Origin of the sequence: Azohydromonas australica DSM 1124 (genome assembly GCF_000430725.1) — a bacterium.
GTDB classification, from domain to species: domain Bacteria; phylum Pseudomonadota; class Gammaproteobacteria; order Burkholderiales; family Burkholderiaceae_C; genus Azohydromonas; species Azohydromonas australica.
Genome location: NZ_AUMO01000049.1, coordinates 84,237 through 109,658, shown reverse-complemented (window position 1 = coordinate 109,658; position 25,422 = coordinate 84,237). Strand labels below are relative to the sequence as shown.

Here is a 25,422-nt window from a genome sequence, read left to right as displayed (position 1 = left end):
CGCCGGCCACCACGAGCGCGAGGTAGTCCGCGCCCACGGGCACGCCCAGCATGGGCTTGATGTCGCTCCACTTGATGGTGGTCCACAGCCAGCCGCTCTTGGCCATGATGGCGCCGAAGAGCACGACGAAGCCGTGGATCAGGATCTCCAGGCGCAGCCGCCAGGCGTCGGGCAGCAGCGACACCAGCGACTCCAGCCCGATGTGGCCCGCGTCGCGCACGCCCACCGCCACGCCCAGTGCGGTGATGTAGAGCACAAGCTGCAGCGCCAGGGCCTCGGCCCAGGTGGGCGTGTCATTGAAGATGTAGCGACCGACGACCTGGAACTGCACGCACAGAATCAGGGCGATGAGCCCGACGACGGCCAGCATCAGGCTGGCCTTGGAGAGGAAGGCGCAGAAGCGCGAGTAGAGGTGGGTGGACGGCGGACGCGTGTGGTCCGCTTCCAGCGGCGAGCCAACGGCATCGATGTGCTCGTTGTCCGCGACGGTGGCCGGCAGGGCGGCGGAGGAAGTCATGGAGGGCTCCGGGAGGGCGCGCGCTGCATGCGGCACGCGCGCGACAAGGCTCGTCACACCCTCTCCCGAGGGCATGACGCTCGTTCATGCAACAAGCGGCGGCGCGGCGGGCGCCGCCGGTGGACGGCTTACCTGGCGTCCTGCGCCGCCTTCACCAGCCGCTGCAGGTCCGGCGTGGTCACGAACTTGGCGTACACCGGCTGCATGGCGGCCTGGAACGAGGCCTTGTCCACGTTGTCCACGATCTGCACGCCGGCGGCCTTGATGGTGGCCAGCGACTTGGCTTCCTGCTCCGCCCACTTCTGGCGCTGGAAGGCCGCGGACTCCTTCGCCGCGGCGCGGAACAGGTCCTGGTCGGCCTTGGGCATCTTGTCGAACACCGCCTTGCTGATCAGCAGCACCTCGGGCGCCATCGAGTGCTCGGTGCGCGAGAACACCTTCACCGCCTCATAGTGCTTGGAGGTGTCGAAGGACGGGACGTTGTTCTCGGCCGCGTCGATGATGCCCGTCTTGAGCGCGGTGTAGACCTCGCCGTAGGGCATGGGCGTGGCGTTGGCACCCATCGCGGAGGCCACGGCCACCCAGACGTCCGAAGGTTGCACGCGGATCTTCATGCCCTTGGCGTCGGCCAGGCTGCGCACGGGCTTCTTGGCATAGATGCTGCGCGCGCCGCTGTCGTAGAAGGCCAGGCCCACCAGGCCCTCGTGCTCGCAGCCCTTGAGAATTTCCTCGCCCACCGGGCCGTCGAGCACCTGGTGCATGTGCTCGACGCTGTTGAACAGGAAGGGCAGCGTGGGCACCAGCGACTTCGGGCACATGGAGTTCAGCGACGAGATGTTGACGCGGTTCATCTCCAGCGCGCCGATCTTGAGCTGGTCCAGTGTCTCCTTCTCGGTGCCCAGGGCGCTCTTGTTGAAGACCTTGATCTTGTACCTGCCGCCACTCTTCTGTTCGAGCACCTGGCTCATGTGCTTCACGGCCGCGACGGTGGGGTAGTCGTCGCTGTTGTGCACGTCGGCCGAGCGGAACTCCTTGGCCTGCACGGTGAGGGCGGCCAGCGCGGCGGCTGCGGCCAGGGCGATTTGCTTGATCATGGTTTGTCTCCGGTTGAAGTTGGTGTGTGGCGAAAAGAGCTTGCTGCTCAGGCCTTGTCCTCGAACGGGCCGGTGCGCACGAAGGCGCCGCCCTGGTAGCGCGTGGCGGGGTCGTCCAGGTCGATGCGCGGCTGCCGCGCCTCCACGGCGGCGCGGAAGGTGTCGGAGCTGTCCTGGGGCCGGTAGCCGACGTGGCGCGCCGGCGAGTTGTCCCACCAGGTGGTGGCGTTGTCGGAGACGCCGTAGATGACGCTGTGGCCGACCACCGGGGCGGTGAGCGCAGCCACCACCAGCCGCTCCAGGTCGTCGAAGCTCAGCCAGGTGGCGAGCATGCGGCGGTCCTTGGGCTCGGCGTAGCTGGAGCCGATGCGCAGGCTCACGGTCTCGATGCCGAAGCGGTCGTAGTAGAGCTGCGCCAGGTCCTCGCCGAAGGCCTTGGACAGGCCGTAGAGGCCGTCCGGGCGGGCCGGGTCGCGCGGGCTGATCACCTGGTCCTGCCGGTAGAAGCCGGTGACGTGGTTGGAGCTGGCGAACACGATGCGCCGCACGCGGTGGTGGCGGGCCGCCTCGTAGAGGTTGTAGGCGCCGACGATGTTGGCCTCCAGGATCGGCTGCCAGGGCTGCTCGGTGGAGACGCCGCCCATGTGCACCACCGCGTCCACGCCTTCGAGCAGCGTGTGCATGGCGGCCTTGTTCTCCAGGTGCGCCAGCACGATCTCCTCGCCTGCTTCGGCGGGGCCGAAGTCGCGGCGGTGGCTCAGCCGCAGCGTGTCGCAGTAGCGGCGCAGGCGCGGGCGCAGCTCGCGGCCGAGGTTGCCGGCCGCGCCGGTGAGCAGCAGGCGGTTGAAGCGGATAGGGGAGAAGGGGTCAGGCAGCATGGTGGTCGCGGATGGGCTGGAGATTCGAAGGGTGGGCGTGGCCCGCCCGGCCGCCGAGAAAGGCCGCCGGGTTGCAGGCACGACGCCCGGGTAGCCGGCAGTTCAGGCGGCTGTGGGGATGTTTGGGATCGGCGTTACTGCTTCACCACCGCGATGTTCGAGACGATGGCGTTGCCCACGTTGCCCTTGAAGTCGAGCTTGAGCTTGCCGGCCGTCACCGCCACCGGGAAGCTGGCCGTGGTGGCCGCGTTGCGCCCGCCGGCCTTGGCGAAGACGTCGAGCCCCGACACCACGTTCACGCCGTTGGCGTCCACGTTGAGCACGCGCGCGCCGGCCGCCGTGGCGGTGGGCTCCAGGAAGCCCAGGGTCACGGTGTAGTTGCCGTTGGCCAGCGGCACTTCGTAGCTGAAGCTGCTGCCCTCGCGGTACGCGTCCCAGACCCGACCGGTTTCCGGCACCGCGGTGCTGCCCAGGCCCTGGATGACCGTGGTCGCGCCCAGCGTGACCGGCGTGCCGCCGGTGAAGAAGTTGTCCGAGCCGTAGCGGTGGCTGCCCAGCAGCGCATCGTTGGACACGAAGCCCGTGGTCAGCTGGCCCGCGGCGATGAACAGGTTGGTGGCGTTGTCCGTGGCCAGGTTCCAGGTGGCGCCGTCGCTGATCGTCTGCCCACCGTGCGAGCCTTCGGCCACCACGCTGTTGGCGCCCGCCTTCAGCGTCACGCCCTTGAACTCGCACACCATGTTCGCGCACTGCGCGCGGCTAAGCGTGCCGACCGCGGTGCCGTTGACCTTGAGCGTCACCGAGTCGCCGTTGCTGTACACCTTGACGTCGGCCACCGGGTAGGCGCGTTCCGTGTAGCGGCGTCCGGTCAGGTAGGTCAACGGCTCGGCGCTCCAGTGGGCCTTGTAGAAGAAGAACGCGTCCTTCTTGGTGCGCCGGTCGAAGGTCACCAGACCCTTGGTGTTGGTCGCGCCGATGTCGCCCTCGTGACGGATGCCCGAGCCGAAGTCGAACATGTTCCAGACATAGGTGCCGTAGATGTAAGGCTTGCTCTGCAGCGTCGCGTAGTCCTGCTCGTGCACGTAGTTGGCGTACTCCTCGGGCTGGTAGCAGATCCGCGCCGAGCGCGTGGCGTCACGTGAGCACACCCGTCCGCCCAGCGAATTGTCGGTGTGGTGCGCCAGTGCTGCACCGGCGCCGTACTCGCTCACGCCCAGCGGCTTAGTGGGGTATTGCGCGTGCAACTCGTCCAGGTGCTGTCCGAATTGAGCCGGGTCCGTGCCGTAGTACCAGAGGAAATAGCGGTTGACGCTGAAGCTGTCAGCGATCGAGCCGACCGAGATCGGCGACGGCAGGATGGTGTCGCCGTTACGGGTGATCTCCTGCGCCAGCGTCGTCAGGCGCCCAGGGTCCTCGTTCTTGGCCACCGTCTGCAGCGAGCGCAGCAGCGGCTGGACGTTGTTGTTGGCATCGGTCTGGCCGCAGCCCGCACCGTTGGTGGTCATCTCGTTGCCGATGGACCACAGGCCGATGGAGGCATGGTTGTATTGCTGGCGGATCAGCTCCTGCAACTGCTGACGTGCGTTGGCGCTGAACCCGGTCGTCTCCGGATCGGCGTTGGAGCAAGTCACGCTGCCATTGGCATTGCGAATGCTCAGGGTGCTGCCGTTGACGAATGGAACTTCCGCCATGACCACCAGGCCCAGCTTGTCGGCCTGCTGGTACGTGTACGAAGCGTGCGGGTAGTGCGCCAGGCGCAGCGTGTTGGCCCCGATCTCCTTGATGAGCTCCATCGACAAGTCGGTGTCTTCCGTGCCGATGGCCCATGCCTTGCCTAGGAAGTCCTGGTGCATGTTGACGCCGCGCAGGGCAACGGCCTTGCCGTTGAGGAAGAATCCCTTGTTGACGTCAAAGCTCATCATGCGGATGCCGAAGTCATGCACGACCTTGTCGATCGTGGTGCCGCCGGCGTCCTGAATCTCCACGACCAGCTTGTACAGGTACGGATCCGCCACACCTTGCCACAGGTGCGGCTGGGCCACGGCCATGTCCTGCTCGGTATCGACCTGTGCCCCGGCCTTCACCGCGAAGTTGCGCTGCGCCGTGCTCTTGACGGTCTTGCCGTCGGCTTCCAGCAGTGTTGCCTTGACGGTGTAGGTGGCGTCCGCCTGGGTGCCGTTCTTCAGCTTGGCGCGGACGTTCACCGAGGCGCTGCCCTCGGTGAGCGCGGTGGTGCGGGCGAAGATGCCGGAGCTGCCCAGATCGTCCAGCGCGAAGTGCACCGGGTTGGGCGTCGTGACCAGCGACACGCTGCGGTAGAGGCCGCCCGCCATGTTGAAGTCACCGCTCAATGGTGCGATGGCCGTGAGGGCCGTGTCGGAAGTGGGCGCGCTGTTGTCGGTCTTCACCAGCAGCACGTTCTTCTGGCCGCTCTTGAGCTTGCCCGTGACGTCGAAACGGAACGCCGTGAAGGCGCCCTTGTGCTGGCCGAGCTTCTCGCCGTTGAGCCACACGTCGGCCACGATGCTGGCGCCGTCGAACTGCAGCCACTGCGTGGCGCCGCCGGCGGGGGCATCGAACTCCAGGCGGTACCAGCCCTGGCCGCGCTTGTAGTCCACGCTGGTCGGGGAGGTCTGGTCGGTGCGGGCGGCATCCTTCTCGTTCCACGAGTGGGGCAGGTTGACGGTGGACCACGCAGCTGTGCTGGCGCTCAGCGCCGCGGCGTCGGTGAGGTTGTCGTCCTGGATGAAGCGCCAATCCTTCTTGTCCAGCAGCGTCGTGGAACGAACTTCCGCAACGCTCGCGGTCCCGCCGGACGTGGGCGCCGTGTCACCATCACTGCCGCCACACGCAGCGAGAAGCGCGGCAAGGCAGGCGGACACCGCGGCGGCAACCACGGTCTTGCGGGACGGGAACAGTGATTTCATGGGGGCATGTCTCCAATGCGGATGGCCGTTCAGCAGCGGGCGCAGGGTTGACGGCTCTTTTTTGGGGTGAGCTCGGCTCACCCGGTTGCCTGCAGGCAACCGGGGTAGGGATTCAGGGATGGGCCGTGCGGGGCTGGACGGTCAGTAGCCCAGGCCGTAGCCGTAGGGATAGAGCGTGTCGGCGGCCGGGTAGCCGGGCACGTCGGGCTGGTTGTTCACCACCGCTTCCAGCTTGTTGGCCAGCGCGAACGGCAGCTTGCCCTGCGGCTTGAACTTGCCGCTGAGCACTTCCAGCAGCGCCACGTCGCTGACGCCGAAGGTGCCCACGAGGGCGCCGGCGTTCTTCAGCCCGCTGGCGTCATCCAGCACGTAGGGCTGGCGGAAGTAGATCGCCAGCACCGTGTTCTTCGCGCCCACCTCGTTCATCACCGCCTGGATGTCCGCCAGCGAGGGCGTGACCTGCCACGACTGCGAGGCCGCCATGGTCGTGAACGAGAGGTTGTTCGCCTCCCAGGGGAAGGCGCCGCCGTAGATCAGGCCCCCATCGTCCACGCAGCTCGGGTTCAGGGCCGGGAACAGGATGCAGCTGTCCTCGGCACCCCACACCTTGCCCGTGCGCGGATTGAGCTTGCTCGGGTCGGCGCCGGTGGTGGCGCCCTTGGTGCGGTAGCCGGCCGTGACGGCGGCGGGGTTGCTGACCTGCACGCGGATCACGGCCGCATCGTGGCCCGTGGCGCTGGGCCGCGCGCCGGGCGTGGTGTAGTTGCCGTCCGTGACAAGGTAGCCGTACTTCTCCACGTCGGCCTTGCCCATGCCCATGGTGTAGACGCGCTTGCCCGCGGCCAGCGGCAGCAGCTTCGCGCCTGTGCCGGTGTCGCCGTTCTGCAGCAGCACGATGGACTGCTTCTGCACCTCCAGGCCCTTGGCGCGGTTGGCATCGCTGCCGATGACGGCGTCCACCTGCGCCGAGTCCACGTAGGGGTTCTCGAACAGGCCCAGCTTGAACTGCTCCGTAAGCAGCCGACGCGCCGCCTCGTCCACGCGCGCGCTGCTCACCAGCCCGGCGGCCACCAGGTCCGTGATGGTCTGGTTGCTGTTGAAGCCCGAGAGCACGTCGGTGCCGCCGTTGATGGCCGCGGCGGCGCGCTCCGGCACGGTCTTGCCTTCCAGGCCCCAGGCGCGGTCGTTGATGATGCCGGTGTCGGAGTTGACGTAGCCCTGGAAGCCCAGCTTGCCGCGCAGCAGGTCCGTGACGATCTGCTTGCTGAACGCGAAGCCGGTCTGGTCGTAGGTCACGCCCTCGTAGGTCACGCTGATGGGCACGCCGTAGTACGGCATGATCGACGACACGCCCGCGTTGATGGCGGCCATGAAGGGCTTGAGGTGGTAGCCGAAGTTGCCGCCCGGGTAGATCTGGTTCTTGCCGAAGGAGTAGTGCGGGTCCAGCCCCTGCTCCTGCGGCCCGCCGCCGGGGAAGTGCTTCATGGTCAGCGCCACGGCCGTCTTGGTGCTCACCGGCCCGCCCTGCAGGCCCTGCACCAGCGCGGTCATGATGTTGGCGTTGAGGTCCGCGTTCTCGGTGAAGGTCTCCGACACGCGGTACCAGCGCGGCTCGGTGGCCAGGTCGGCCATGTAGGCGTAGGCGCCGCGCAGGCCCACCGCGCGCCACTCCGCGCCCATCACCTCGGTGAGTTTCTGCACCGGCGACATATCGCCTGTGCCCAGTGCGGCCGCGGCGATGCCGGCCTCGCGCGGGAACTCCGTGAAGGCGCCGGCGCTGCCGGAGATGCCGAAGCGCGGGTCGCTGTTGTAGTGGTTGCGCGCGTTGTCCTTGAACAGCGCCGGGATGCCCAGCGGCTCGGTCTCGGCCAGGGCCTGCACGGCGTTCTGGAACTCGGCGAGCTGGCGCGGCGTGACGGTGAAGCCGCCGCGGCCCGGCGTGCCCGTGCAGGGGCTGGGCGTGGCGTTGGCGACGTTGCGCAGGATGAAGCGCGTCATCTTTTGCGCCTGCACGAAATTGGCGGCCTGCGTGCCCTCGACGGTGCCGGCGCAGCCGGCGTTGAGCGTGTCGATGAGCATCATCCCGGCCTTCTGCTGCAGCGTCATGCGCGGCAGCAGGTCGGCCACGCGGGCCTCGGCCGGGAGGCGCCAGTCCTCATAGGGGTCGAGCTGGCCGTTGCCGTTGGCGTCGCGGAACTCGTAGCCGTCCTTGACCAGCTTGGCCTTGCTGCGCACGCCGATGGCGGGCTGCTCCAGCGCGGGCGCGCCGTCGTCGCCGCCGAAGCAGCCGCCCAGCGCCAGGGTGGCCAGGGTGAGCGCGCAGGCGCCGGACACGGGGCGCAGGCGTGAGGGTGCACGGAACGTCATCTTGTCTCCTGTCAGCGGATCGGCTGCCGCGCCGCCCGTGATCGTCGTTGTGGTGAGTGCGTAGTCTCGACAGTCGACCTCTTAAGGTCCAATGCCAAATTTCTTCAACCCGATACCTTTTCGGTAAGAGGCAACCCGATGGACTTGAGGCAGCTGAACTACTTCATCGCCGTGGCCGAGACCCGGCACCTGGGCCGGGCGGCGGAGCGGCTGCACCTGTCGCAGCCGCCGCTCACGCGGCAGATCCAGCAGCTCGAAGCGGAACTGGGCGTGCAGCTCTTCAGGCGCACGCCGCGCGGCATGGAGCTGACGCAGGCCGGTGAGGAGCTGCTGCGCGACGCGCAGAACATCCGCACCCTGGTGTCGCAGGCGGCGGAGCGCGCGCAGCGCGCGGGACTGGGCCAGGCCGGGCGCCTGGACGTGGGCGTGTACGGCTCGGCGATGTTCGGCCTGGTGCCGGAGGTGCTTTCAGCCTTCCGCGCCCGGCACCCGGACGTGGAGCTGGTGCTGCATTACGCGCAGACCCCGGCGCAGCTGCCAGCGCTGCGCCAGGGGCGGGTGCACCTGGTGTTCGAGCGCATGCTGCCGGAGGAAAGCGACATCGAGGTGGAACTGGTTGCGCGCGAACCCTTGCTGCTGGGCATGGCCGAAGGGCATCCGCTGGCGGCACAGGAGCACGTGGACGTGTCGGCGCTGCGCGACGAGACGATGCTCATCGGCACGTCGCCGTCCATCGCGGCGATGTCGCTGCAGCTGTGCCGCGCGCATGGCTTCGAGCCGCGCCTGGCGCCGCCGGCCAGCGACGTCGTCACGGCCACGCTGCTGGCCGCGGCGGGCCTGGGCGTCACCCTCGTGCCGGACTCGATGAGCAACGTGCGCTTCCCCGGCATCACCTACCGGCCGCTGCACTCGCGCGTGGAGGCCTTCATGGAGCTGCACTGCTTCTACCTGCGCGGTGAGCCCTCACCGCTGCTGGCCGCCATGCTGGAGACCGTCCGGGGCTTCAGGGAACGCACGGCGTAGCGCTGGGAGGGGGTCTCCTAAGCCTCGCCTAATTCTTCGGCTGCAACATGTCTTCAACGGCGCTCGCTGACGCGGCGCCGGCCCCGCACCAGTTGCAGGGCGACTCGCGGACCGGGTGGACTCCTCCGACTATTCCTTGCCGCTTTTCCTCGGTCCGCGCAGCCCAGGCTGCCGCCCTTTTTCTTTCCCCGGCAAGGACCGCGGCGCCGCATCCCGGCGCCGCGGTGCCGTTCAGGGCCGCCAGCGGCCCGACGGCATGCATCAATACGGCGTGCCGTCCTTGTGAAGGAAGCGCCAGCCGCCTTCCACTTTCTCGGCGCGCAGGTCGTCGTCCGGGTAGGTGGCGCTGTCGCCCGCGCTGCGGTCGCCGATCTCCAGGTAGACCACTTCCTCGGGACCCGGGTTGACGAGGTGGTGCGCATCGCCGCTGCCGGCCCGGAAGCCCGCGCACATGCCGGGCGCCAGTGGCGTTGCGCCGGCATCGGTGTGCAGCATCGGGTTGCCCTGCAGGATGTAGATGAACTCGTCCTGCCGGCTGTGGGCATGCCGCAGCGCGGACTGGGCCCCGGGCTGCAGCGTCGTGAGGTTGACGCCGAAGTTGCTCAAGCCGAACAGGTCGCCCAGCGGGCGCTTGCTGCGCCCGGCCATCAGCGCCGCGAAGGGCGGCGGATAGTTCGACGCCTTGGCGCGCTCGGGGGCCTCGGCGGCCACCCAGGCGACGCGGGTGTCGGCCTGCAACGCCGGGGCGCTCGCGCTCGGCCCCGTGGAAGCGGCGTCCGCGGCGGTTTCAGGAACTTGTGCGGAGGTGGCCCGGCTGGGGCTTGAAGAGGAGGTATTCATGCCTCCATCCTGATCCAGATCAGGATCCCCTGCAGCGCTTTGGTCCCGGAAGGAACAATTTCGGCCGGGCGGGCCACATATTGCGCCAACTTGATTAGAGGTTTTCCCGAGGTTCAGGCGTTAGTGCTTCAAAAGCCCGCGCTCCAGCCGAAAGGGAGGGTGCAGTAACGACTCAGTATTTCAACGGCTTCAGCGAGCAAATATTCCCGAAATGAAATTTCTCAACAATATTTCAGTAGCCAAACGGCTCTGGGCCTTTTCCCTGATGGCCCTGGTGGCGCTGATCGCGGCCGGCATCGGCATCCAGAGCCTGACCAAGGGAGCGCTGCACCACGCCCTGGAAAAGGTCGAGGAACACGACCGGCGCATCAGCATGGCGCTGCGCTGGAAGGGCCTCACGGACGCCGGCGTGCAGGGCGTGCTGGTGCGCGCCATCAGCTCCGAGCCGCTGCTCAATGAAACACTGGCGCCGCGCGTGAAGGAAATCATTGCCGCGGTGACCGAGCTGCAAAAGAGCGTTACCGAAGCCGCAGACACCGAGGTGGAAAAGCAGGCGCTGGAGAAAGTGGCGCAGGCGCGCAAGGCGACGCTGGAAATCGTGCGCAAGGTCGGTGAAGTGCGCGACAGCGGCGAAAGCGCGGTGATGCTGGCGCTGGTGGAGGAGCAGCTCAAGCCGCGGGCTGCCGAATATGTGCGCCAGATCGACGAATATGTGACGCTGCAGCAGCGGCTACGCGACGAGGCCAAGGCCGAGACGCTGGCGCACGCCACGCGCGTGGAGCAGATCGGCTGGTTGCTCATGGCCGGCATGCTCGTCGTGAGCGTGGCCGGCGTGGCCTGGATGGTCTATTCGATCACGCACCCGCTGCACGAGGCGGTGCAGGTGGCGCAGGCCATCGCCGGGGGCGACCTCACGCGGCGGCCGCAAGTGGACCGCCGCGACGAGCTGGGGCTGCTCATGAACGCCATCGGCGCGATGTCCGGGCAGCTGCGGGGCATCGTCACCGAGGTGCGCCATGGCGTGGAATCGGTGTCGGCGGCCTCGGCCGAGATCTCGCACGGCAACCATGACCTGTCGGCGCGCACCGAGCAGATGGCGAGCAACCTGCAGCAGACCGCCAGCTCGATGGAGGAGATCACCGCCACCGTGACCCAGGCGGCCGACACCGCGCGCCAAGCCAACCAGCTCGCCAGCGCCGCGGCCGAGTCCGCCGGGCGCGGCGGCCAGGTGGTGGAGCAGGTGGTGGCCAGCATGGGGCGCATCAGCGACTCGTCGCGCCGCATTGCCGACATCATCGGCACCATCGACGGCATCGCGTTCCAGACCAACATCCTGGCGCTGAACGCGGCGGTGGAAGCCGCGCGCGCCGGCGAGCATGGCCGCGGCTTCGCGGTGGTGGCCGGCGAGGTGCGCGGCCTGGCGCAGCGCAGCGCCGCGGCGGCCAAGGAGATCAAGACGCTCATCGGCTCCTCGGTGGACAACGTGAACGCCGGCAGCGCCCTGGTGTCCCAGACGGGCGAGGTGATGAAGGAGATCGTCACCGGCGTGCAGCGCGTGGCCGACCTCATCGGCGACATCGCCGCGGCGGCCAGCGAGCAGCGCGACGGCATCGGGCAGATCAACTCGGCGGTGAGCCACCTCGACAATGTCACGCAGCAGAACGCGGCGCTGGTGGAGGAGTCGGCCGCCGCGGCCCGCTCGCTGCAGGACCAGGCCCAGCGCCTGGCGCAGGTGGTCTCGGTGTTCAACGTGGGCGGCGCGCCTTCCTTCGCCGGTGGCGCCGGCGGCCCGCCCTCGTCCGGGCCGCAGGAGCTGGCGCGGCAGGTGATCGACAACGCACGCGCCCAGGCCGCGCGCTCCGGCTCGGTGGTGGTGGCCTGAAGTCCCGTTGAAACTTGAAGGGGCGCCGCGAGGCGCCCCTTTTTCATGCGCGCGCCGTTGCGCTCACACGATCGCCAGCGCCTCCTTCCCCTCCGGCGGTGGGAACAGCGCATCCAACTCTGCCAGGGTCGCCGCATCCAGCTCGATGGTTGCGGCAGCCACGTTCTCGCGCAGGTGCGCCTCGCGCACGGCCTTGGGGATGGCGATCACGTCGCCCCGCTGCAGCAGCCACGCCAGCGCAAGCTGCGCGGGCGTGGCACCCATGCGCTGCGCCAGGCTCTGCAGCTCGGGCTCCAGCGCCAGCGCACCCTGGTCGATGGGGCAGTAGGCCATCAGCGGCACCCGGTGCGCGCGCTGCCACGGCACCAGGTCGAACTCGATGCCGCGCTGCGACAGCGAGTAGTAGACCTGGTTCACCGCGCAGGCCTCGCCGCCGGGCACGCGCCACAGCGCCTTCATGTCGTCGGTGTCGAAGTTGCTCACGCCCCACTGCGTGATGCGCCCGCGCGCCTGCAGCGCCTCGAAGGCCGCGACCGTGTCGCGCAGCGGGTGCGAGCCGGGCCAGTGCAGCAGGTACAGGTCGAGGCGCTCCAGACCCAGGCGCTGCAGGCTGCGCTCGCAGGCCTGCGGCAGGCCCTTGAGGCTGGCGTTGTGCGGATAGACCTTGCTGACGATGGTCAGCTCCTCGCGCCGCACGTCGCCGGCGCGCAGCGCCTCGGCCACGGCCTGGCCCAGCATCTCCTCGGCGCCACCTTCGCCGTACATCTCGGCCGTGTCGAACAGGCGCACGCCCAGCTCGATGGCCAAGCGCACCGCCTTCACCTCCGCCGCGCGGCTGCGCTGGGACTCGCCGGTGTGCCAGGTGCCCAGGCCCAGGGCGGGCAGGGCAGTGCCGTTGGGAAGCGGGACAGTGCGCATGGAGCTCTCCTGCGGGTTGCAACCGGCCCGATCCTAGCGGCCCGGCTTCAGCCAGCCAGCGGCTGGGTGCCGACGGCCGGGGCGGCCTGCGGGGCTTCCCCGGCCTCGTCCTCGGCCGTGGACTCCTGGCCTTCCCACTTGGCCACGATCGCGGTGGCGATGCCGTTGCCGATGACGTTGGTGGCGGTGCGGCCCATGTCCAGGAACTGGTCGATGCCCATGATCAGCAGCAGCCCCGCCTCGGGCAGCCCGAACATCGGCAGCACCGCGGCCACCACCACCAGCGAGGCGCGCGGCACGCCGGCGATGCCCTTGCTCGACACCATCAGCACCAGCAGCATCGTGATCTGCGTGGTGAGCGACATCTCGATGCCGAAGGCCTGCGCGACGAAGATCGCGGCGAAGGCCTGGTACATCATCGAGCCGTCCAGGTTGAAGGAGTAGCCCAGCGGCAGCACGAAGCTGGCGATGCGGCGGCGCACGCCGAAGCGCTCCAGTTGCTCCAGCATCTTCGGGTAGGCCGACTCGCTGCTGGCGGTGGAGAAGGCGATCAGCACCGGCTCGCGCAGCAGGCGCAGCAGCTGCTTCATGGCCGTCGGGCCCAGCACCAGCGTCCCGACCAGCACCATGACCAGCCACAGCAGCGCCAGGCCGGCGTAGAAGCCGCCGATGAACTTGCCGTAGGTCCACAGCACGCCCAGGCCTTGCGTGGTGATCACGGAGGCGATGGCGGCGAACACGCCCACCGGCGCGAACTTCATGACGAAGTCGGTGAGCTTGAGCATGATGCTCACCAGCTCGTCGACGAAGCGCGTGGTCGTGGCCGTGGCGTCGCGCGGCAGCGCGGCGATGGCGAAGCCGAAGAACAGCGAGAACACCAGGATCTGCAGGATCGCGTTGCCCGCCATGGCCTGCGCGATGCTGGTGGGGAACACCTGCGTGATGAAGTCGGCCAGGTTGAGCGCCGAGGTCTTCAAGCCGGTGCTGCTGCCCGCATCGGGCAGGGGCAGGGCGAGGCCGGCGCCGGGCTGCAGCAGGTTCACCGACACCAGGCCCAGGCCCAGCGACACCAGCGAGGCCGTGACGAACCAGGTGAGCGCCTTGGTGCCGACGCGGCCGACCATCTTCACGTCGCCCATGCTGGCGACGCCGGCCACCAGCGTGGCGAAGACCAGCGGCGCCACGATCATCTTGATCATGCGCAGGAAGATGTCGGTGGCGATGCCGAAGTAGCGCGCGATGTCCTTGGCCGCGGCGGCGTCGGCAGCCCAGGCGTGGCACGCCCAGCCGACGGCCACGCCCAGGACCATGGCCACCATGATCTGGCGCACCAGGGGGTTCATTTTCTTCATGGGAAGGGTGTCTCCGGAGAGGTGAGTCCGGTCGAAGCCGGGCTTCTGTATGGGTGCGACGCAGGGAAGCACCGTTGAATGACGCAAATGGCCGGGCGTTGGCCGTGAGCCGAAGCGCGCCGCGCTCTGCTTCGTCATTCCCGCCTTCGCGGGAATGACGAGTCAACAGGCGAGGCGTTCCAGCTCACGGCCGCTGTCAGGCCGTTTCAAGTGCGCGGTGGTCTCAACGCCCCGTCAGCTCGAACACCTGCGGCGTGGTCAGCGCCTCGGGCCGCAGCACGTGGTCGAGCTGGGCCTGCGTCAGCAGCCCCTTCTCCAGCACGATGCGGTAGACGCTGCCGCCCGTGGCGTGGGCCTCGCGCGCCACGGCGGTGGCCTGCTTGTAGCCGATGTAGGGGTTCAGGGCGGTGACGACGCCGATGGAGTCGCGCACCGTGGCCGCCAGGTGCTCGCGGTTGGCGGTGATGCCGTCCACGCAGCGCTCGGCCAGCGTCAGGCAGCCGTTGCGCAGGTGGTTCACGCTCTTGAACAGGCTGTGGGCAATGACCGGCTCGAAGGCGTTGAGCTGCAGCTGACCCCCCTCGGCGGCGAAGCTCACCGTCAGGTCGTTGCCGATCACCTCGAAGGCGATCTGGTTCACCACCTCCGGGATCACCGGGTTCACCTTGCCCGGCATGATCGACGAGCCCGCCTGCATCGCCGGCAGGTTGATCTCGCCCAGGCCGGCGCGCGGGCCGCTGGAGAGCAGCCGCAGGTCGTTGCAGGTCTTGGACAGCTTTACCGCCACGCGCTTGAGCACGCCCGAGAGCTGCACGAAGGCGCCGCAGTCCTGCGTGGCCTCGACCAGGTTGGGCGCGGTCAGCAGCGGCAGGCCCGTCACGGCCGCCAGGTGCTCGCGCACGCGGGCCGCGTACTCCGGATGCGCCGTGATGCCGGTGCCGATGGCCGTGCCGCCGAGGTTGATCTCGTGCATCAGCAGCACCGCCTCGCGCAGCCGCTGCTCGTCCTCGCCCAGCATGGTGGCGTAGGTGGAGAACTCCTGGCCCAGCGTCATGGGCACCGCGTCCTGCAGCTGCGTGCGGCCCATCTTGAGCACGTCGCCGAACTCCTGCGCCTTGCGCTCGAAGGCGCGGCGCAGCACGGCCATCGCGTCCAGCAGGCGCTGGATGCCGAAGTGCGCCGCCAGGCGCAGCGCCGTCGGGTACACGTCGTTGGTGCTCTGGCTGAGGTTGACGTGGTCGTTGGGATGCAGGTGCTGGTACTCGCCCTTGGCATGGCCCAGCAGCTCCAGCGCGCGGTTGGCGATCACCTCGTTGGCGTTCATGTTGGTCGAGGTGCCCGCGCCGCCCTGGATCACGTCCACCACGAAGTGCTCGTGCAGCCGGCCCTCGCGCAGCTCGCGGCAGGCGCGGGCGATGGCGTCGGCGTGCGTGGCGTCGAGCAGGCCCAGGTCCTGGTTGGCGCGCGCGGCGGCTTCCTTGATGCAGGCCAGCGCGTGGATCAGGTCGGGATAGATGGAGATGGCCGTGCCGGTGATGGGGAAGTTCTCCACGGCCCGCAGCGTGTGCACGCCGTAATAGGCCTGGGCCGGTACCGCGCGCTCGCCCAGCAGGTCGTGCTCGATGCGGGTGACGAGGGCGGCAGCGGTGGTTGCGGTGTCGATGGCGAGGTTGCTCATGGCTTGTAAGGGGGGAGAGTCCGGGCTTCGCCGCAGCGGAACCGCTGCGCGTTTTCGTTGCTCAATCCATGACCGTGAGCTTAGGAACCGCCCCCTGGAGCGTCCAATGACGATGCGGCGGGGCCTCATGCATGGCGCACGCGCCCATGCGCGGCGCGCATGAGGGCTTGCGCGGCGCGCATGACATGCGCAGGACGCGCAAAGCCCCCGACCGCAGCGCCTCGCCGAGGGCGCTGCGCGGACTTGGTACTTTCCCTAGGTGGGTGGCCTCACAGCAGCCCGAGCTTCCTGAGCCGGTACGCCATCTGGGGCCGCGTCAGGCCCAGCACGCGCGCGGCCTCGGCCACGTTGTAGCGGGCGTCCTGCAGCACCTGCGCGTAGCGGGCCTTGTTCGCATCGGTGGCCGGCTTGGGCGTCTGTGGCTGCGCCGCGGTGGTGAGGCGGCCGGACTCGTCCAGCCCCAGGCCGGGGCCCGGCGCCTCGCCGCTGCGGAAGAGGTGGTGCACGTCGATCGGCTCGTCCGGGTTGGCCAGGATCACCGCCCGCTCCACCAGGTTCTGCAGCTCGCGCACGTTGCCCGGGAACTCGTACTGCACCAGCGTGCGCACCGCGCGCGGCGTGAAGCCCGGCACCCGGCGCCCGTGCAGCGCGCCGTAGCGGCGCAGGAAGGCCTCCATCAGCAGCGGGATGTCGTCGCGCCGCTCCTTGAGCGGCGGCAGCTGGATCGGGAACACGTTGAGGCGGAACAGCAGGTCCTCGCGGAAGCGGCCGGCGGCCACTTCCTGGCGCAGGTCCACGTTGCTGGCCGCCACCACGCGCACGTCCACCGCAATCTCGCGCGTGCCGCCCACGCGCTCGATCACGCGCTCCTGCAGCGCGCGCAAGAGCTTGCCTTGCGCCACCAGGCTCAGCGACGCGACCTCGTCCAGGAACAGCGTGCCGCGCTGCGCGCGCTCGAAGCGCCCGGGCCGCGAGGCGTTGGCACCGGTGAAGGCGCCGCGCTCCACGCCGAAAAGCTCGGCCTCGATCAGCGAATCGGGAATGGCCGCGCAGTTGAGCGCGACGAAGGGTTGGCCGTGGCGCGGGCTGATGCGGTGCAGCGTGCGCGCGAAGAGTTCCTTGCCCACGCCCGAGGCACCGGTGAAGAGCACGGTGGCCGTGGTGGGCGCCACGCGCTCGATGAGGTGGCGCGCGGCGCTGAAGGCCGCCGAGATGCCGATGGGCTCGCCCTCGCGCTCGGCCTGCGTCACGGCCTCGGGCAACTCGGGCCGGGCCGCCACCTGCAGCCGGCGCCGCACGTCCTGCGCCGAGGCCTCGGGCTCGAAGAAGCGCAAGTCTTCCTCGGCGTCGTCCCACTGATCCGCCGGCTTGCCCACGATGCGGCAGAGCTCGTGGCCCATGGAGCGGCACTCCACCTCGCGGAACAGCACCCGCTTGCCCATGAAGGCGCTTGCGTAGCCGCTGGCGTAGCCCACCAGCATCCAGCACGCGGGCTCGGTGCCGATGCCGAAGGCGGCGATGTGCTCGTCGTCCTCCACCGAGTCGAACCACAGGTGCTCGGAATGGAACTCGCCCCGCGCGATGTCGAACTCGAAGCGCAGCGTCTGCGGCCGCACCATGCCCGAGAGCGCGTGCATGCGCGGGCCGGCCTCGAAGGCGTTGGCGGGGTTGCCGTCGGGCCAGTTGCGCCGCACCAGGCCCGCGTCGCGCGCGCCGGCGCTGTAGCCCACGCGCGTGAACAGCGAGCGCGCCTGCGCCTGGCCGGTGCTGGCAATCAGCTCGCGCCGCAACATGCCGTAGGTGCTGGCGCGCAGCAGCAGCATGCGCTGGTCCTCCAGCCAGATGCGGCCGTCGCCGGGCGAGAAACGCAGGCTCTCCGACAGCTCGCGCACGGTGGGGCTGGCGCCGGCGTCCAGGTCCGCATCGGTGAGCGCATCGCCGGGCCGCAACTGGCTCAGCGTGAGACGGGGAGAAGCGGTTTTCATCTCAGCATGCTAACTATTTGATGATCAAAAAGTGATCAAGCAAACCCGGATTGATCAAGTCCGGAGGACCTTGCTTCGAGCCAAGTGCTTGATTCACAAGGAAGTGCAGGCAAGCGGGTGGACTGGCACCGTGCTTGCGAATGAAGCGTCGAGACCGGCAGCAACGACCGGCCATTCACAACACGAAGGAGACAGCGCCGGGCCCCGGTGATGTGCGCCTTCGTGCCGAACCGGAGACCTCCATGGATCGACGCTTTCCCCGCGGGCACCGCCTGCTTCCCTTGCTGGGCCTGCTGCTCGGCGGCAGCGTGCTCGCGCAGCCCGCACCCGCGACTGCCCCCTCGACCGAGACGCAGGCCCGCGCCCAGCGCTTCTACGCGCAGGTGTGCGCGCGCTGCCACGACACCGGCCTCGGCCCCGTGATCACCGGCCGCAACCTGCCCGCGGCCTTCTACGTGGCGATGGCACGCAGCGGCCGCAACGCCATGCCGGCCTTCCGCATCTCGGACATCGACGACACCACGCTGCAGGCGCTGGGCGAGTACCTGGCCGCGACGCCGGCCCGGGCCGCGAAAGGAGCCCAGCAATGAACGGCCGCCGCTCCGTGCTCCAGGCCCTGGCCGCCACCGCCTCGCTGGCGGGCCTGCGCGTCTCGGCCGCCCCGGCCGAAGCCGTTGCGCAGGCACCGGCTGCCGCCGCTTCCACCGTGCCTGCACGCGTGCTGCCGCTGCTGGGCGGCGGCGCGCTGGACGAGGCCTTCCTCGACGGCGTGGCCCAGGCCGTGCGGAGGCAGGGCGCCGGGCGCGAGCCGCTGGCCCGCCTGGGCCTGGACGCGCCCTCGCTGGCGCACCTCACGCGCCGGCTGGACGGCGACGCCGCGCCGCGGCGCGTGGTGGCGCTGCTGGACGACGCCGGCGCCACGCTGGCGCTGGACCTGTTGCGCGCCCAGGGCGCCCAGGTGGAGGCCTACGAGCCGCTGCGCCTGCCGCTCACGGCAGCCGGCGCCGAAGCCGCCCGCGCCATCGGCCAGGCGCTGGCCCAGGGCCAGTCGCTGCCCGCCACGGCTGCCGCGTCCGCGGGCCTGCCCTGCGTGGCGCTGGCCTGCCTGATCTGAACCCACGACAACGGAGACATCCCATGGCTGACAAGTACGTGGCCCTGCCCAAGGGCCGCAGCGAGCGCGACCTCGACGCCGCCATCCGCAAGTTCACCGCCATCCTGGGCGAGCAGCACGTGCTCACCAAGGCCGAGCATTTGGCGCCCTACATGAAGGTCATGATGGCCGTGGACGAGAAGCTGCACGCCCCGTCCGCAGTGCTGCTGGCTTCCTCGGTGGAGGAGGTGCAGGCGGTGGTGCGCGTGTGCAACGAGCACCGCATCCCGGTCTGGACCATCTCCACCGGCCGCAACTTCGGCTACGGCTCCGCCGCCCCGGGCGAGCGCGGCCAGGTGGTGCTGGACCTGCGGCGCATGAACAAGATCCTGCACGTGGACCCGGAGCTGTGCACCGCGCTGGTCGAGCCCGGCGTGACTTACCAGCAGCTCTACGACTACATCCAGGAAAAGAAGCTGCCGCTGATGCTGTCGTTCCCGGCGCCCTCGGCCATTGCCGGCCCGGTGGGCAACACCATGGACCGCGGCGTGGGCTACACGCCCTACGGCGAGCATTTCCTCATGCAGTGCGGCATGGAGGTGGTGCTGGCCGACGGCCAGGTGCTGCGCACCGGCATGGGCAGCATCCCGGGCGACAAGGCCTGGCAGGTGTTCAAGTGGGGCTACGGGCCGACGCTGGACGGCATGTTCACGCAGAGCAACTACGGCATCTGCACGAAGATGGGCTTCTGGCTGATGCCCAAGCCGCCGGTGTTCAAGCCCTTCGCGATCAAGTTCGAGAACGAGACGGACATCGGCGACATCGTCGAGATGCTGCGCCCGCTGCGCATCGCGCAGGTCATCCCCAACGCCGTGGTGATCGCCGGCACGCTGTGGGAGGCGGGCGGTGCCAATGTGCGCCGCGCCGACTACATCCAGACGCCCGGCGCCACGCCGCAGGCCGTGATCGACAAGATCAAGAAGGACAAGGGCCTGGGCGCCTGGAACGTTTACGCCGCGCTCTACGGCACGCAGGAGCAGGTGGACGTGAACTGGAAGATCATCACCCAGGTGGTGAAGGCCGCCGGCAAGGGCACGCTCATCACCGAGGAGGAGGCCGGCGGTACGCAGCCCTTCAAGTACCGCGCCGAGCTGATGTCGGGCGTGCCCAACCTGCAGGAGTTCGGGCTCTACAACTGGCGCGGGGGCGGCGGCTCGATGTGGTTCGCCCCGGTCAGCCAGGCCCGCGGCAGCGAGTGCGGCAAGCAGGTGGAGCTGGCCTCGCGCATCCTCAACAAGCACGGCCTGGACTACGTGGGCGAGTTCATCGTCGGCTGGCGCGACATGCACCACGTCATCGACGTGCTCTACGACCGATCCAACCCCGAGGAAACCCAGCGCGCCAACGCCTGCTTCAACGAACTGCTCGACGAGTTCGAGAAGCAGGGCTATGGCGTGTACCGCGTGAACACCGCGTTCCAGGAGCGCGTGGCCAAGACCTACGGCCCGGTCAAGCGCGACGTGGAGCGCCGCATCAAGCGCGCGCTGGACCCCAACGGCATCCTGGCCCCGGGCAAGTCGGGCATCCGCATCTGACGCCGCCACCGAGAGGGAGACACCCATGAACACCATTTCCATGCTCATCGGCGGCGAGCGCGTGGCCGCCACCGGCGGCGCGACCTTCGAGCGCCGCAATCCGCTGGACAACGAGGTCGCCACCCGCGCCCCGGCCGCCACGCCGGCCGACGCGGTGCGCGCGGTCGAGGCCGCGCAGAAGGCCTTCCCGGCCTGGTCCGGGATGGGCCCGGGCGAGCGCCGCGGGCTGCTGCTCAAGGCCGCTGCCGCTCTCGAATCCAAGGCCGACGCCTTCGCTCAGGCCGTTGCGTCCGAAACGGGCGGATCGGCGCTGTGGTCGGGCTTCAACGTGCACGTGGCCGCCGGCATGCTGCAGGAGGCCGCGTCGCTGACCACGCAGATCAGCGGCGAAGTGATCCCCTCCAACGTGCCGGGCAGCCTGGCCATGGCGGTGCGCCAGCCCGCCGGCGTGGTGCTGGGCATCGCGCCCTGGAACGCGCCGGTGATCCTCGGCGTGCGTGCCATCGCCACGCCGCTGGCCTGCGGCAACACCGTGGTGCTCAAGGGCTCGGAGCTGTCGCCGGCCACGCATGGCCTGATCATCGAGGCGCTGCAGGAGGCCGGGCTGCCGCCGGGCGTGGTGAACTTCGTCACCAACGCCCCGGCCGACGCCGGCGCCGTGGTGGAAGCGATGGTGGCGCACCCGGCTGTGCGCCGCGTGAACTTCACCGGCTCCACGCGCGTAGGCAAGATCATTGCGGCCTTGTGCGCGAAGCACCTCAAGCCCGCCGTGCTGGAGCTGGGCGGCAAGGCGCCGCTGCTGGTGCTGGCCGACGCCGACCTGGACGCTGCCGTCAATGGCGCCGCCTTCGGCGCCTTCGCCAACTCGGGCCAGATCTGCATGTCCACCGAGCGCATCATCGTGGACGCCGCCATTGCCGACGCCTTCGTCGAGAAGCTGAAAGCCAAGGCGCAGAGCCTGCCGCTGGGCGACCCACGCCAGGGCCCGGTGGTGCTGGGCTCGGTGGTGGACAGGGGCACCGTCGAGCGCTGCAACGCGCTCATCGACGACGCGCTGGCCAAGGGCGCGAAGCTGCTGTGCGGCGGCAAGGCCGAGACCACGCTCATGCCCGCGACGCTGCTGGACCACGTGACGGCCGAGATGGCGATCTACCACGAGGAGAGCTTCGGGCCGGTCAAGGGCATCGTGCGCGTGGAGGGCACCGAGGCCGCCATCGCCTGCGCCAACGACAACCCCTTCGGGCTGTCGGCCGCGGTGTTCAGCCGCGACGTCGCCCAGGCCTGGAACGTGGCCCGGCGCATCCAGTCCGGTATCTGCCACATCAACGCGCCCACGGTGCACGACGAGGCGCAGATGCCCTTTGGCGGCGTCAAGGAGTCGGGCTACGGCCACTTCGGCGGCCGTGCCGGCATCGAGGCCTTCACGGACCTGCGCTGGATCACCGTGCAGACCACCGAGCGCCACTACCCGTTCTGAGACCAGCCATGAACATGCTGAAGAAACACCACGCGGCGCTGGCCGCGGCAGGCCTGTGCGCGCTGCTTGCGCAGGGCGCGGCCCATGCCGGCGGCCATTACGTGGCCGGCGTCGAAGGGCTGCAGGGCTCCAGCGTGCCGCCGCCCGGCAACTACTACCTGGGCTACGCGGTCCGCTACGACATCGACAACTTCCGCGCCCCGGGCACGGACTCGAAGCTGCCTGGCAGCAACAGCGGCAAGGTCACCGCGCTGGCCAACCGCTTTGTCAGGATCACCTCGGCCAAGCTGCTGGGGGCGGATTACGGCTTCGAGACCATCATCCCCGTGACGCGGACCTCGCTGGACATCGGCGCGGCCGGGGTGTCGGACCGCCGCTCCGGCGTGGGCGACGTCTACGTCGGCCCGCTGGTGCTGGGCTGGCACGGCCCACGCTGGGATGCCGTAGCGGCGGCGGGCGTGTGGCTGGACACCGGCAACCACGACCACCCGGCCTCGCCGGGCAAGGGCTACCGCTCCACGATGCTCACCGGCGGCGTGACGGTCTACCTGGACGAGGCCAAGACGATCTCCGCCTCGGCGCTCAACCGTTTCGAGCGCAACAGCCGCACCGACGCGGGCCTGCGCCCGGGCAACCAGCTCACGCTGGAATGGGGCGTGGGCAAGCAGTTCGGTGGCTGGCAGGCGGGCATCGTCGGCTACGACCAGTGGCAGCTCGGCGAGGACAGCGGCCCGGGTGCGAGCACGCACAAGGCCGGCCGCCACGCCGTCGGTGCGGAGCTGGTCTACGCGGTTCGCCCGGGGCTGCTGCTCAAGGGGGCGGCTTACAAGGAGTACCGGGTCGAGGCTGGCACGGCGGCCGAGCCCAAGGGCTCGCTGCTGCGGGCGTCGCTGGTAGCGGCGTTCTGACTGAAGCGTTCAGTTCACGACTGCCAGTGAAGTCATCCCGTCATGCCCGCGCAGGCGGGTATCCACGCTAAGCGGGATGCCGCCCGGAGTTCGTGGACACGCGCCTTCGCGGGTGTGACGGGATTCCTTGAATCGGCATCAAACATTGGTACTGCATAGACGCTTCGGCCTTCTTCGGCCCGGGCAGTGGCTGGGTGCAGGCCTCCATCGTCAAGCCGCAGCGTGCGCCGTCACGCCGCCTTTGCTCCACTGGCGCAGCCAATCCGCCAGGTACTCGGCAAAGCCTTCGGCCGCGGGCGACAGCGTGCGCGCCTGCGGCCGGTACAGGCACACCTTGCGCACGGTCTCCGGTTCGACCACCCGCTTCATCACCAGCCCCAGCGTGCTGGCCATCACGCCGACGTAGGCCGGGGCCAGCGTCGCGGCCAAGCCTTGCGCGGCAATGCCGAGCGCCGTGGAAATGTTGTCCACCACGTCCACCGGCGTGATGCGGGAGTCTTCCGGCGCGCTTACGCGCATCTGCGACACGCTCAGCTCGTGGTCGCGGCCCGCGGCCACGAGGGCGTGGTCGCGCAGGTCGGCCCAGCGCACGCGTTTCTGTTCCGCCAGCGCGTGCTCGGCCGAGCACCACAACACCCACGGGCTGTCGAACAGCGCCAGGCTGCTGACTTGAGGCCCGCCGGTCCGGTCCGGACCCACCGCGAAGTCCACGTCGCCCGACGCCACGCTGTCGATCAGGTGGTCCACCGGCAGGTCGCGGATGCGCACCACCACCTTGGGCCGCTGCGCCGCATAGGCGCGTATCGCGGCCGGCAGGGCGGTGCTCGCCAGGACCATCGGCGCGCCCACGCGCACCAGGCCGGCCGCGCGCTGGCGCACGTCGTCGGCGGCCGTCTCGGCGTCGTGCACGTGGCGCAGCACCGTCTGCACGGAGCCCAGGAAGTCGCGCCCGGCGCTGGTGAGCGCGACGCGGCGGGTGGTGCGGTCGAAGAGGCGGAAGCCCAGCACGGCTTCGAGCTCGGCCACGAGCTGGCTCACGGCCTGGGTCGTGAGCGCCATGCGCTCGGCGGCGCTCCTGAAGCTGTGCAGCTCGGCCACCGCAGCGAACGCCTCCAGCTGGCGCAGGGTGAATCGGGTCAGGGCCATGGCTGGATTATCAAGCGGTGCTTGATGACTGTACGAAATAGATTGCTTGTTGTTGCTAATGCCGGCCGGGACACTTGCGCTGCATCAACACACAGGGCAGGCCGCCGTGGCCTGCATGGAGACGAAAACCCATGCTTGACTCGTCCGTTCACGCTGCGCTGGCGCAGGAGCTGCACCAGTCCGAGCGCACCCGCCAGCAGGTCGAGCAGTTCTCGAAGCGCCATCCCGGCATGACGATCGAGGACAGCTACGCCATCCAGCGTGCCTGGATGAAGCTCAAGCATGCGCAAGGGCGCCGCGTCATCGGCCACAAGATCGGTCTGACCTCGCGCGCGATGCAGCTGGCCTCGCAGATCGCCGAGCCCGACTACGGCACGCTGCTCGACGACATGCTGCTGCGCGACGGCAGCGAGGTGGAAGCCGCGCGCTTCATCGTGCCGCGCTTCGAGGTTGAGTTCGCATTCATCCTGGCCAAGCCCCTGAAGGGGCCGGGCGTGACGCTGTTCGACGTGCTCAACGCCACCGACTACGTCGTGCCGGCGCTGGAGCTGATCGACGCGCGCATCGATCAGTTCGACCGCGAGACCAAGGCGCCGCGCAAGGTGCTCGACACCATCGCGGACAACGCCGCCAATGCCGCCATCGTGCTGGGGGGCCGTCCCATGAAGCCCGACGCGGTGGACTGGCGCTGGGCCGGCGCGCTGCTCTACAAGAACGGCGTCATCGAGGAGTCCGGCCTGGGCGCCGCCGTGCTCAACCATCCGGCCAACGGCGTGGCCTGGCTGGCCAACAAGCTCGGTGCCTACGACGAGGGGCTGGCCGCCGGCGAGATCGTGCTGGGCGGCTCCTTCACGCGGCCGGTGCCCTGCGCCGCCGGCGACGCCTTCCATGCCGACTACGGCCCGCTGGGCTCGATCTCGGTGAGGTTCGTCTGATGCGCACGCCGGACAACCTGTTCAAGCGGGCCATCGCCCAACCCGGCGCACAGGTCGGCCTGTGGCTGGGCCTGGCCGATCCGTATGCGGCCGAGCTGTGCGCGACCGCCGGCTTCGACTGGCTGCTCATCGACGGCGAGCACGGCCCCAACGACCTGCGCTCCACGCTCGCCGCGCTGCAGGCCGTGGCGCCGTACCCGTCGCACCCGGTGGTGCGCGTTCCGCAGGGCGACACCGCGCTGATCAAGCAGGTCATGGAGATCGGCGCGACGACGCTGCTGGTGCCGATGGTAGAGAGCGCCAGCCAGGCTCGCGCGCTGGTTCGCGCCATGCGCTACCCGCCCGCCGGCGTGCGCGGCGTGGGCAGCGGGCTGGCCCGCTCCTCGCGCTGGAGCGCGTACCCGCAGTACCTGCAGGAGGCCAACGAGCGCGCCTGCCTGCTGGTGCAGGTGGAAACCGTCGAGGCGCTGCAGCGCCTCGACGAGATCGCGGCGGTGGAGGGCGTGGACGGCGTGTTCATCGGGCCGGCGGACCTGTCCGCCTCCATGGGCTACCTGGGACAGCCCGGCCACCCCGAGGTGCGCGCGGCGATCGACCAGGCCATCGGCCGCATCGTGGCCACCGGCAAGGCGCCCGGCATCCTGGCCACCGACGAAGCGTTCGCCCGCCACTGCATCCATCTCGGCGCCCGCTTTGTCGCCGTGGGCGTGGACACCACGCTGCTGGCGCGCGCCACGCGCGACCTGGCAACGCGCTTCAAGCCGGCACCGGTGAGCACTGCCTCCGGCGGCGGCTACTGATGGGAGC

Annotated in this window: 20 protein-coding genes; 9 read left to right on the top strand and 11 right to left on the bottom strand. The window is 69.5% G+C overall.

Features of this window, described 5'->3' with window-relative positions; all coding sequences use genetic code 11:
* The 5 genes from H537_RS42020 to H537_RS0109230 all read right to left on the bottom strand — a co-directional run.
* Positions 1–517, bottom strand: a 517-nt coding sequence (locus tag H537_RS42020; protein ID WP_084150548.1) for a TRAP transporter small permease, incomplete at its 3' end; no start/stop codon positions are given.
* A gap of 128 nt (positions 518–645) precedes the next feature.
* Positions 646–1,611, bottom strand: a complete 966-nt coding sequence (locus H537_RS0109245; RefSeq protein ID WP_028997688.1) for a TRAP transporter substrate-binding protein — start codon at positions 1,609–1,611, stop codon at positions 646–648.
* Positions 1,612–1,658: 47 nt separating this feature from the next.
* Positions 1,659–2,489 (bottom strand): NAD-dependent epimerase/dehydratase family protein, encoded by an 831-nt coding sequence (locus tag H537_RS0109240; RefSeq protein WP_028997687.1) that lies wholly within the window; start codon positions 2,487–2,489, stop codon positions 1,659–1,661.
* 134 nt (positions 2,490–2,623) lie between these two features.
* Positions 2,624–5,416, bottom strand: coding sequence for a glycoside hydrolase family 2 (locus H537_RS0109235; protein ID WP_028997686.1), 2,793 nt, complete (start codon positions 5,414–5,416; stop codon positions 2,624–2,626).
* 141 nt (positions 5,417–5,557) lie between these two features.
* Positions 5,558–7,783: a glycoside hydrolase family 3 protein gene (locus H537_RS0109230; protein ID WP_043458451.1), complete on the bottom strand. Its 2,226-nt coding sequence runs from the start codon at positions 7,781–7,783 to the stop codon at positions 5,558–5,560.
* Positions 7,784–7,921: 138 nt separating this feature from the next.
* On the opposite strand from H537_RS0109230, the gene H537_RS0109225 reads away from it, so the two are divergent.
* Complete coding sequence (locus tag H537_RS0109225; protein WP_028997684.1) at positions 7,922–8,806, top strand: LysR family transcriptional regulator; 885 nt, start codon at positions 7,922–7,924, stop codon at positions 8,804–8,806.
* Between the two features lie 261 nt (positions 8,807–9,067).
* On the opposite strand, the gene H537_RS0109220 is transcribed toward H537_RS0109225, so the two are convergent.
* Positions 9,068–9,646, bottom strand: a complete 579-nt coding sequence (locus H537_RS0109220) for a cupin domain-containing protein (protein WP_084150547.1) — start codon at positions 9,644–9,646, stop codon at positions 9,068–9,070.
* Positions 9,647–9,857: 211 nt separating this feature from the next.
* Between H537_RS0109220 and H537_RS56495 the strand changes: the two genes are divergently transcribed.
* On the top strand, positions 9,858–11,528 hold the full coding sequence (locus H537_RS56495) for a methyl-accepting chemotaxis protein (RefSeq protein ID WP_084150546.1): 1,671 nt from the start codon (positions 9,858–9,860) through the stop codon (positions 11,526–11,528).
* Positions 11,529–11,591: 63 nt separating this feature from the next.
* Here H537_RS56495 and H537_RS0109210 read toward each other — a convergent pair whose 3' ends face one another.
* From H537_RS0109210 to H537_RS0109195, 4 genes are all read right to left on the bottom strand, one after another.
* Positions 11,592–12,446 carry an aldo/keto reductase gene (locus tag H537_RS0109210; protein WP_028997682.1) on the bottom strand — a complete coding sequence of 285 codons (855 nt, stop codon included), beginning with the start codon at positions 12,444–12,446 and terminating at the stop codon, positions 11,592–11,594.
* Between the two features lie 47 nt (positions 12,447–12,493).
* Positions 12,494–13,798, bottom strand: coding sequence for a dicarboxylate/amino acid:cation symporter (locus H537_RS0109205; protein WP_156901566.1), 1,305 nt, complete (start codon positions 13,796–13,798; stop codon positions 12,494–12,496).
* 223 nt (positions 13,799–14,021) lie between these two features.
* Positions 14,022–15,476 (bottom strand): aspartate ammonia-lyase, encoded by a 1,455-nt coding sequence (aspA, locus tag H537_RS0109200; RefSeq protein ID WP_051242237.1) that lies wholly within the window; start codon positions 15,474–15,476, stop codon positions 14,022–14,024.
* Positions 15,477–15,745: 269 nt separating this feature from the next.
* Complete coding sequence (locus H537_RS0109195) at positions 15,746–17,461, bottom strand: sigma-54-dependent Fis family transcriptional regulator (protein ID WP_028997679.1); 1,716 nt, start codon at positions 17,459–17,461, stop codon at positions 15,746–15,748.
* Positions 17,462–17,703: 242 nt separating this feature from the next.
* Between H537_RS0109195 and H537_RS42010 the strand changes: the two genes are divergently transcribed.
* Genes H537_RS42010 through H537_RS0109170 form a run of 5 tightly spaced genes read left to right on the top strand, consistent with a single transcriptional unit; the run spans position 17,704 to position 22,534 of the window.
* A complete protein-coding gene (locus H537_RS42010) occupies positions 17,704–18,051 on the top strand; it encodes a c-type cytochrome (RefSeq protein ID WP_084150545.1) in 348 nt (115 codons plus the stop codon).
* Complete coding sequence (locus H537_RS0109185; protein ID WP_028997678.1) at positions 18,048–18,575, top strand: hypothetical protein; 528 nt, start codon at positions 18,048–18,050, stop codon at positions 18,573–18,575. Before H537_RS42010 ends, H537_RS0109185 begins: the two co-directional genes overlap by 4 nt.
* 23 nt (positions 18,576–18,598) lie before the next feature.
* Positions 18,599–20,149, top strand: a complete 1,551-nt coding sequence (locus H537_RS0109180; RefSeq protein ID WP_028997677.1) for an FAD-binding oxidoreductase — start codon at positions 18,599–18,601, stop codon at positions 20,147–20,149.
* Between the two features lie 25 nt (positions 20,150–20,174).
* Positions 20,175–21,626, top strand: coding sequence for an aldehyde dehydrogenase (locus H537_RS0109175; RefSeq protein ID WP_028997676.1), 1,452 nt, complete (start codon positions 20,175–20,177; stop codon positions 21,624–21,626).
* 14 nt (positions 21,627–21,640) lie between these two features.
* Positions 21,641–22,534, top strand: coding sequence for a SphA family protein (locus H537_RS0109170; RefSeq protein WP_028997675.1), 894 nt, complete (start codon positions 21,641–21,643; stop codon positions 22,532–22,534).
* Positions 22,535–22,744: 210 nt separating this feature from the next.
* On the opposite strand, the gene H537_RS0109165 is transcribed toward H537_RS0109170, so the two are convergent.
* The gene (locus tag H537_RS0109165; protein WP_028997674.1) at positions 22,745–23,680 is read right to left on the bottom strand and encodes a LysR family transcriptional regulator; all 936 of its coding nucleotides are present in this window, start codon (positions 23,678–23,680) and stop codon (positions 22,745–22,747) included.
* A 131-nt stretch (positions 23,681–23,811) separates the two neighbouring features.
* Here H537_RS0109165 and hpaH point away from each other — a divergent pair, with 131 nt between their 5' ends.
* Together hpaH and hpaI are read left to right on the top strand one after the other, a co-directional pair.
* Positions 23,812–24,615, top strand: coding sequence for a 2-oxo-hept-4-ene-1,7-dioate hydratase (gene hpaH, locus H537_RS0109160; protein WP_028997673.1), 804 nt, complete (start codon positions 23,812–23,814; stop codon positions 24,613–24,615).
* The gene (gene hpaI / locus H537_RS0109155; protein WP_028997672.1) at positions 24,615–25,415 is read left to right on the top strand and encodes a 4-hydroxy-2-oxoheptanedioate aldolase; all 801 of its coding nucleotides are present in this window, start codon (positions 24,615–24,617) and stop codon (positions 25,413–25,415) included. The genes hpaH and hpaI overlap by 1 nt, the downstream gene beginning before the upstream one ends.
* Positions 25,416–25,422 lie beyond the last annotated feature (7 nt).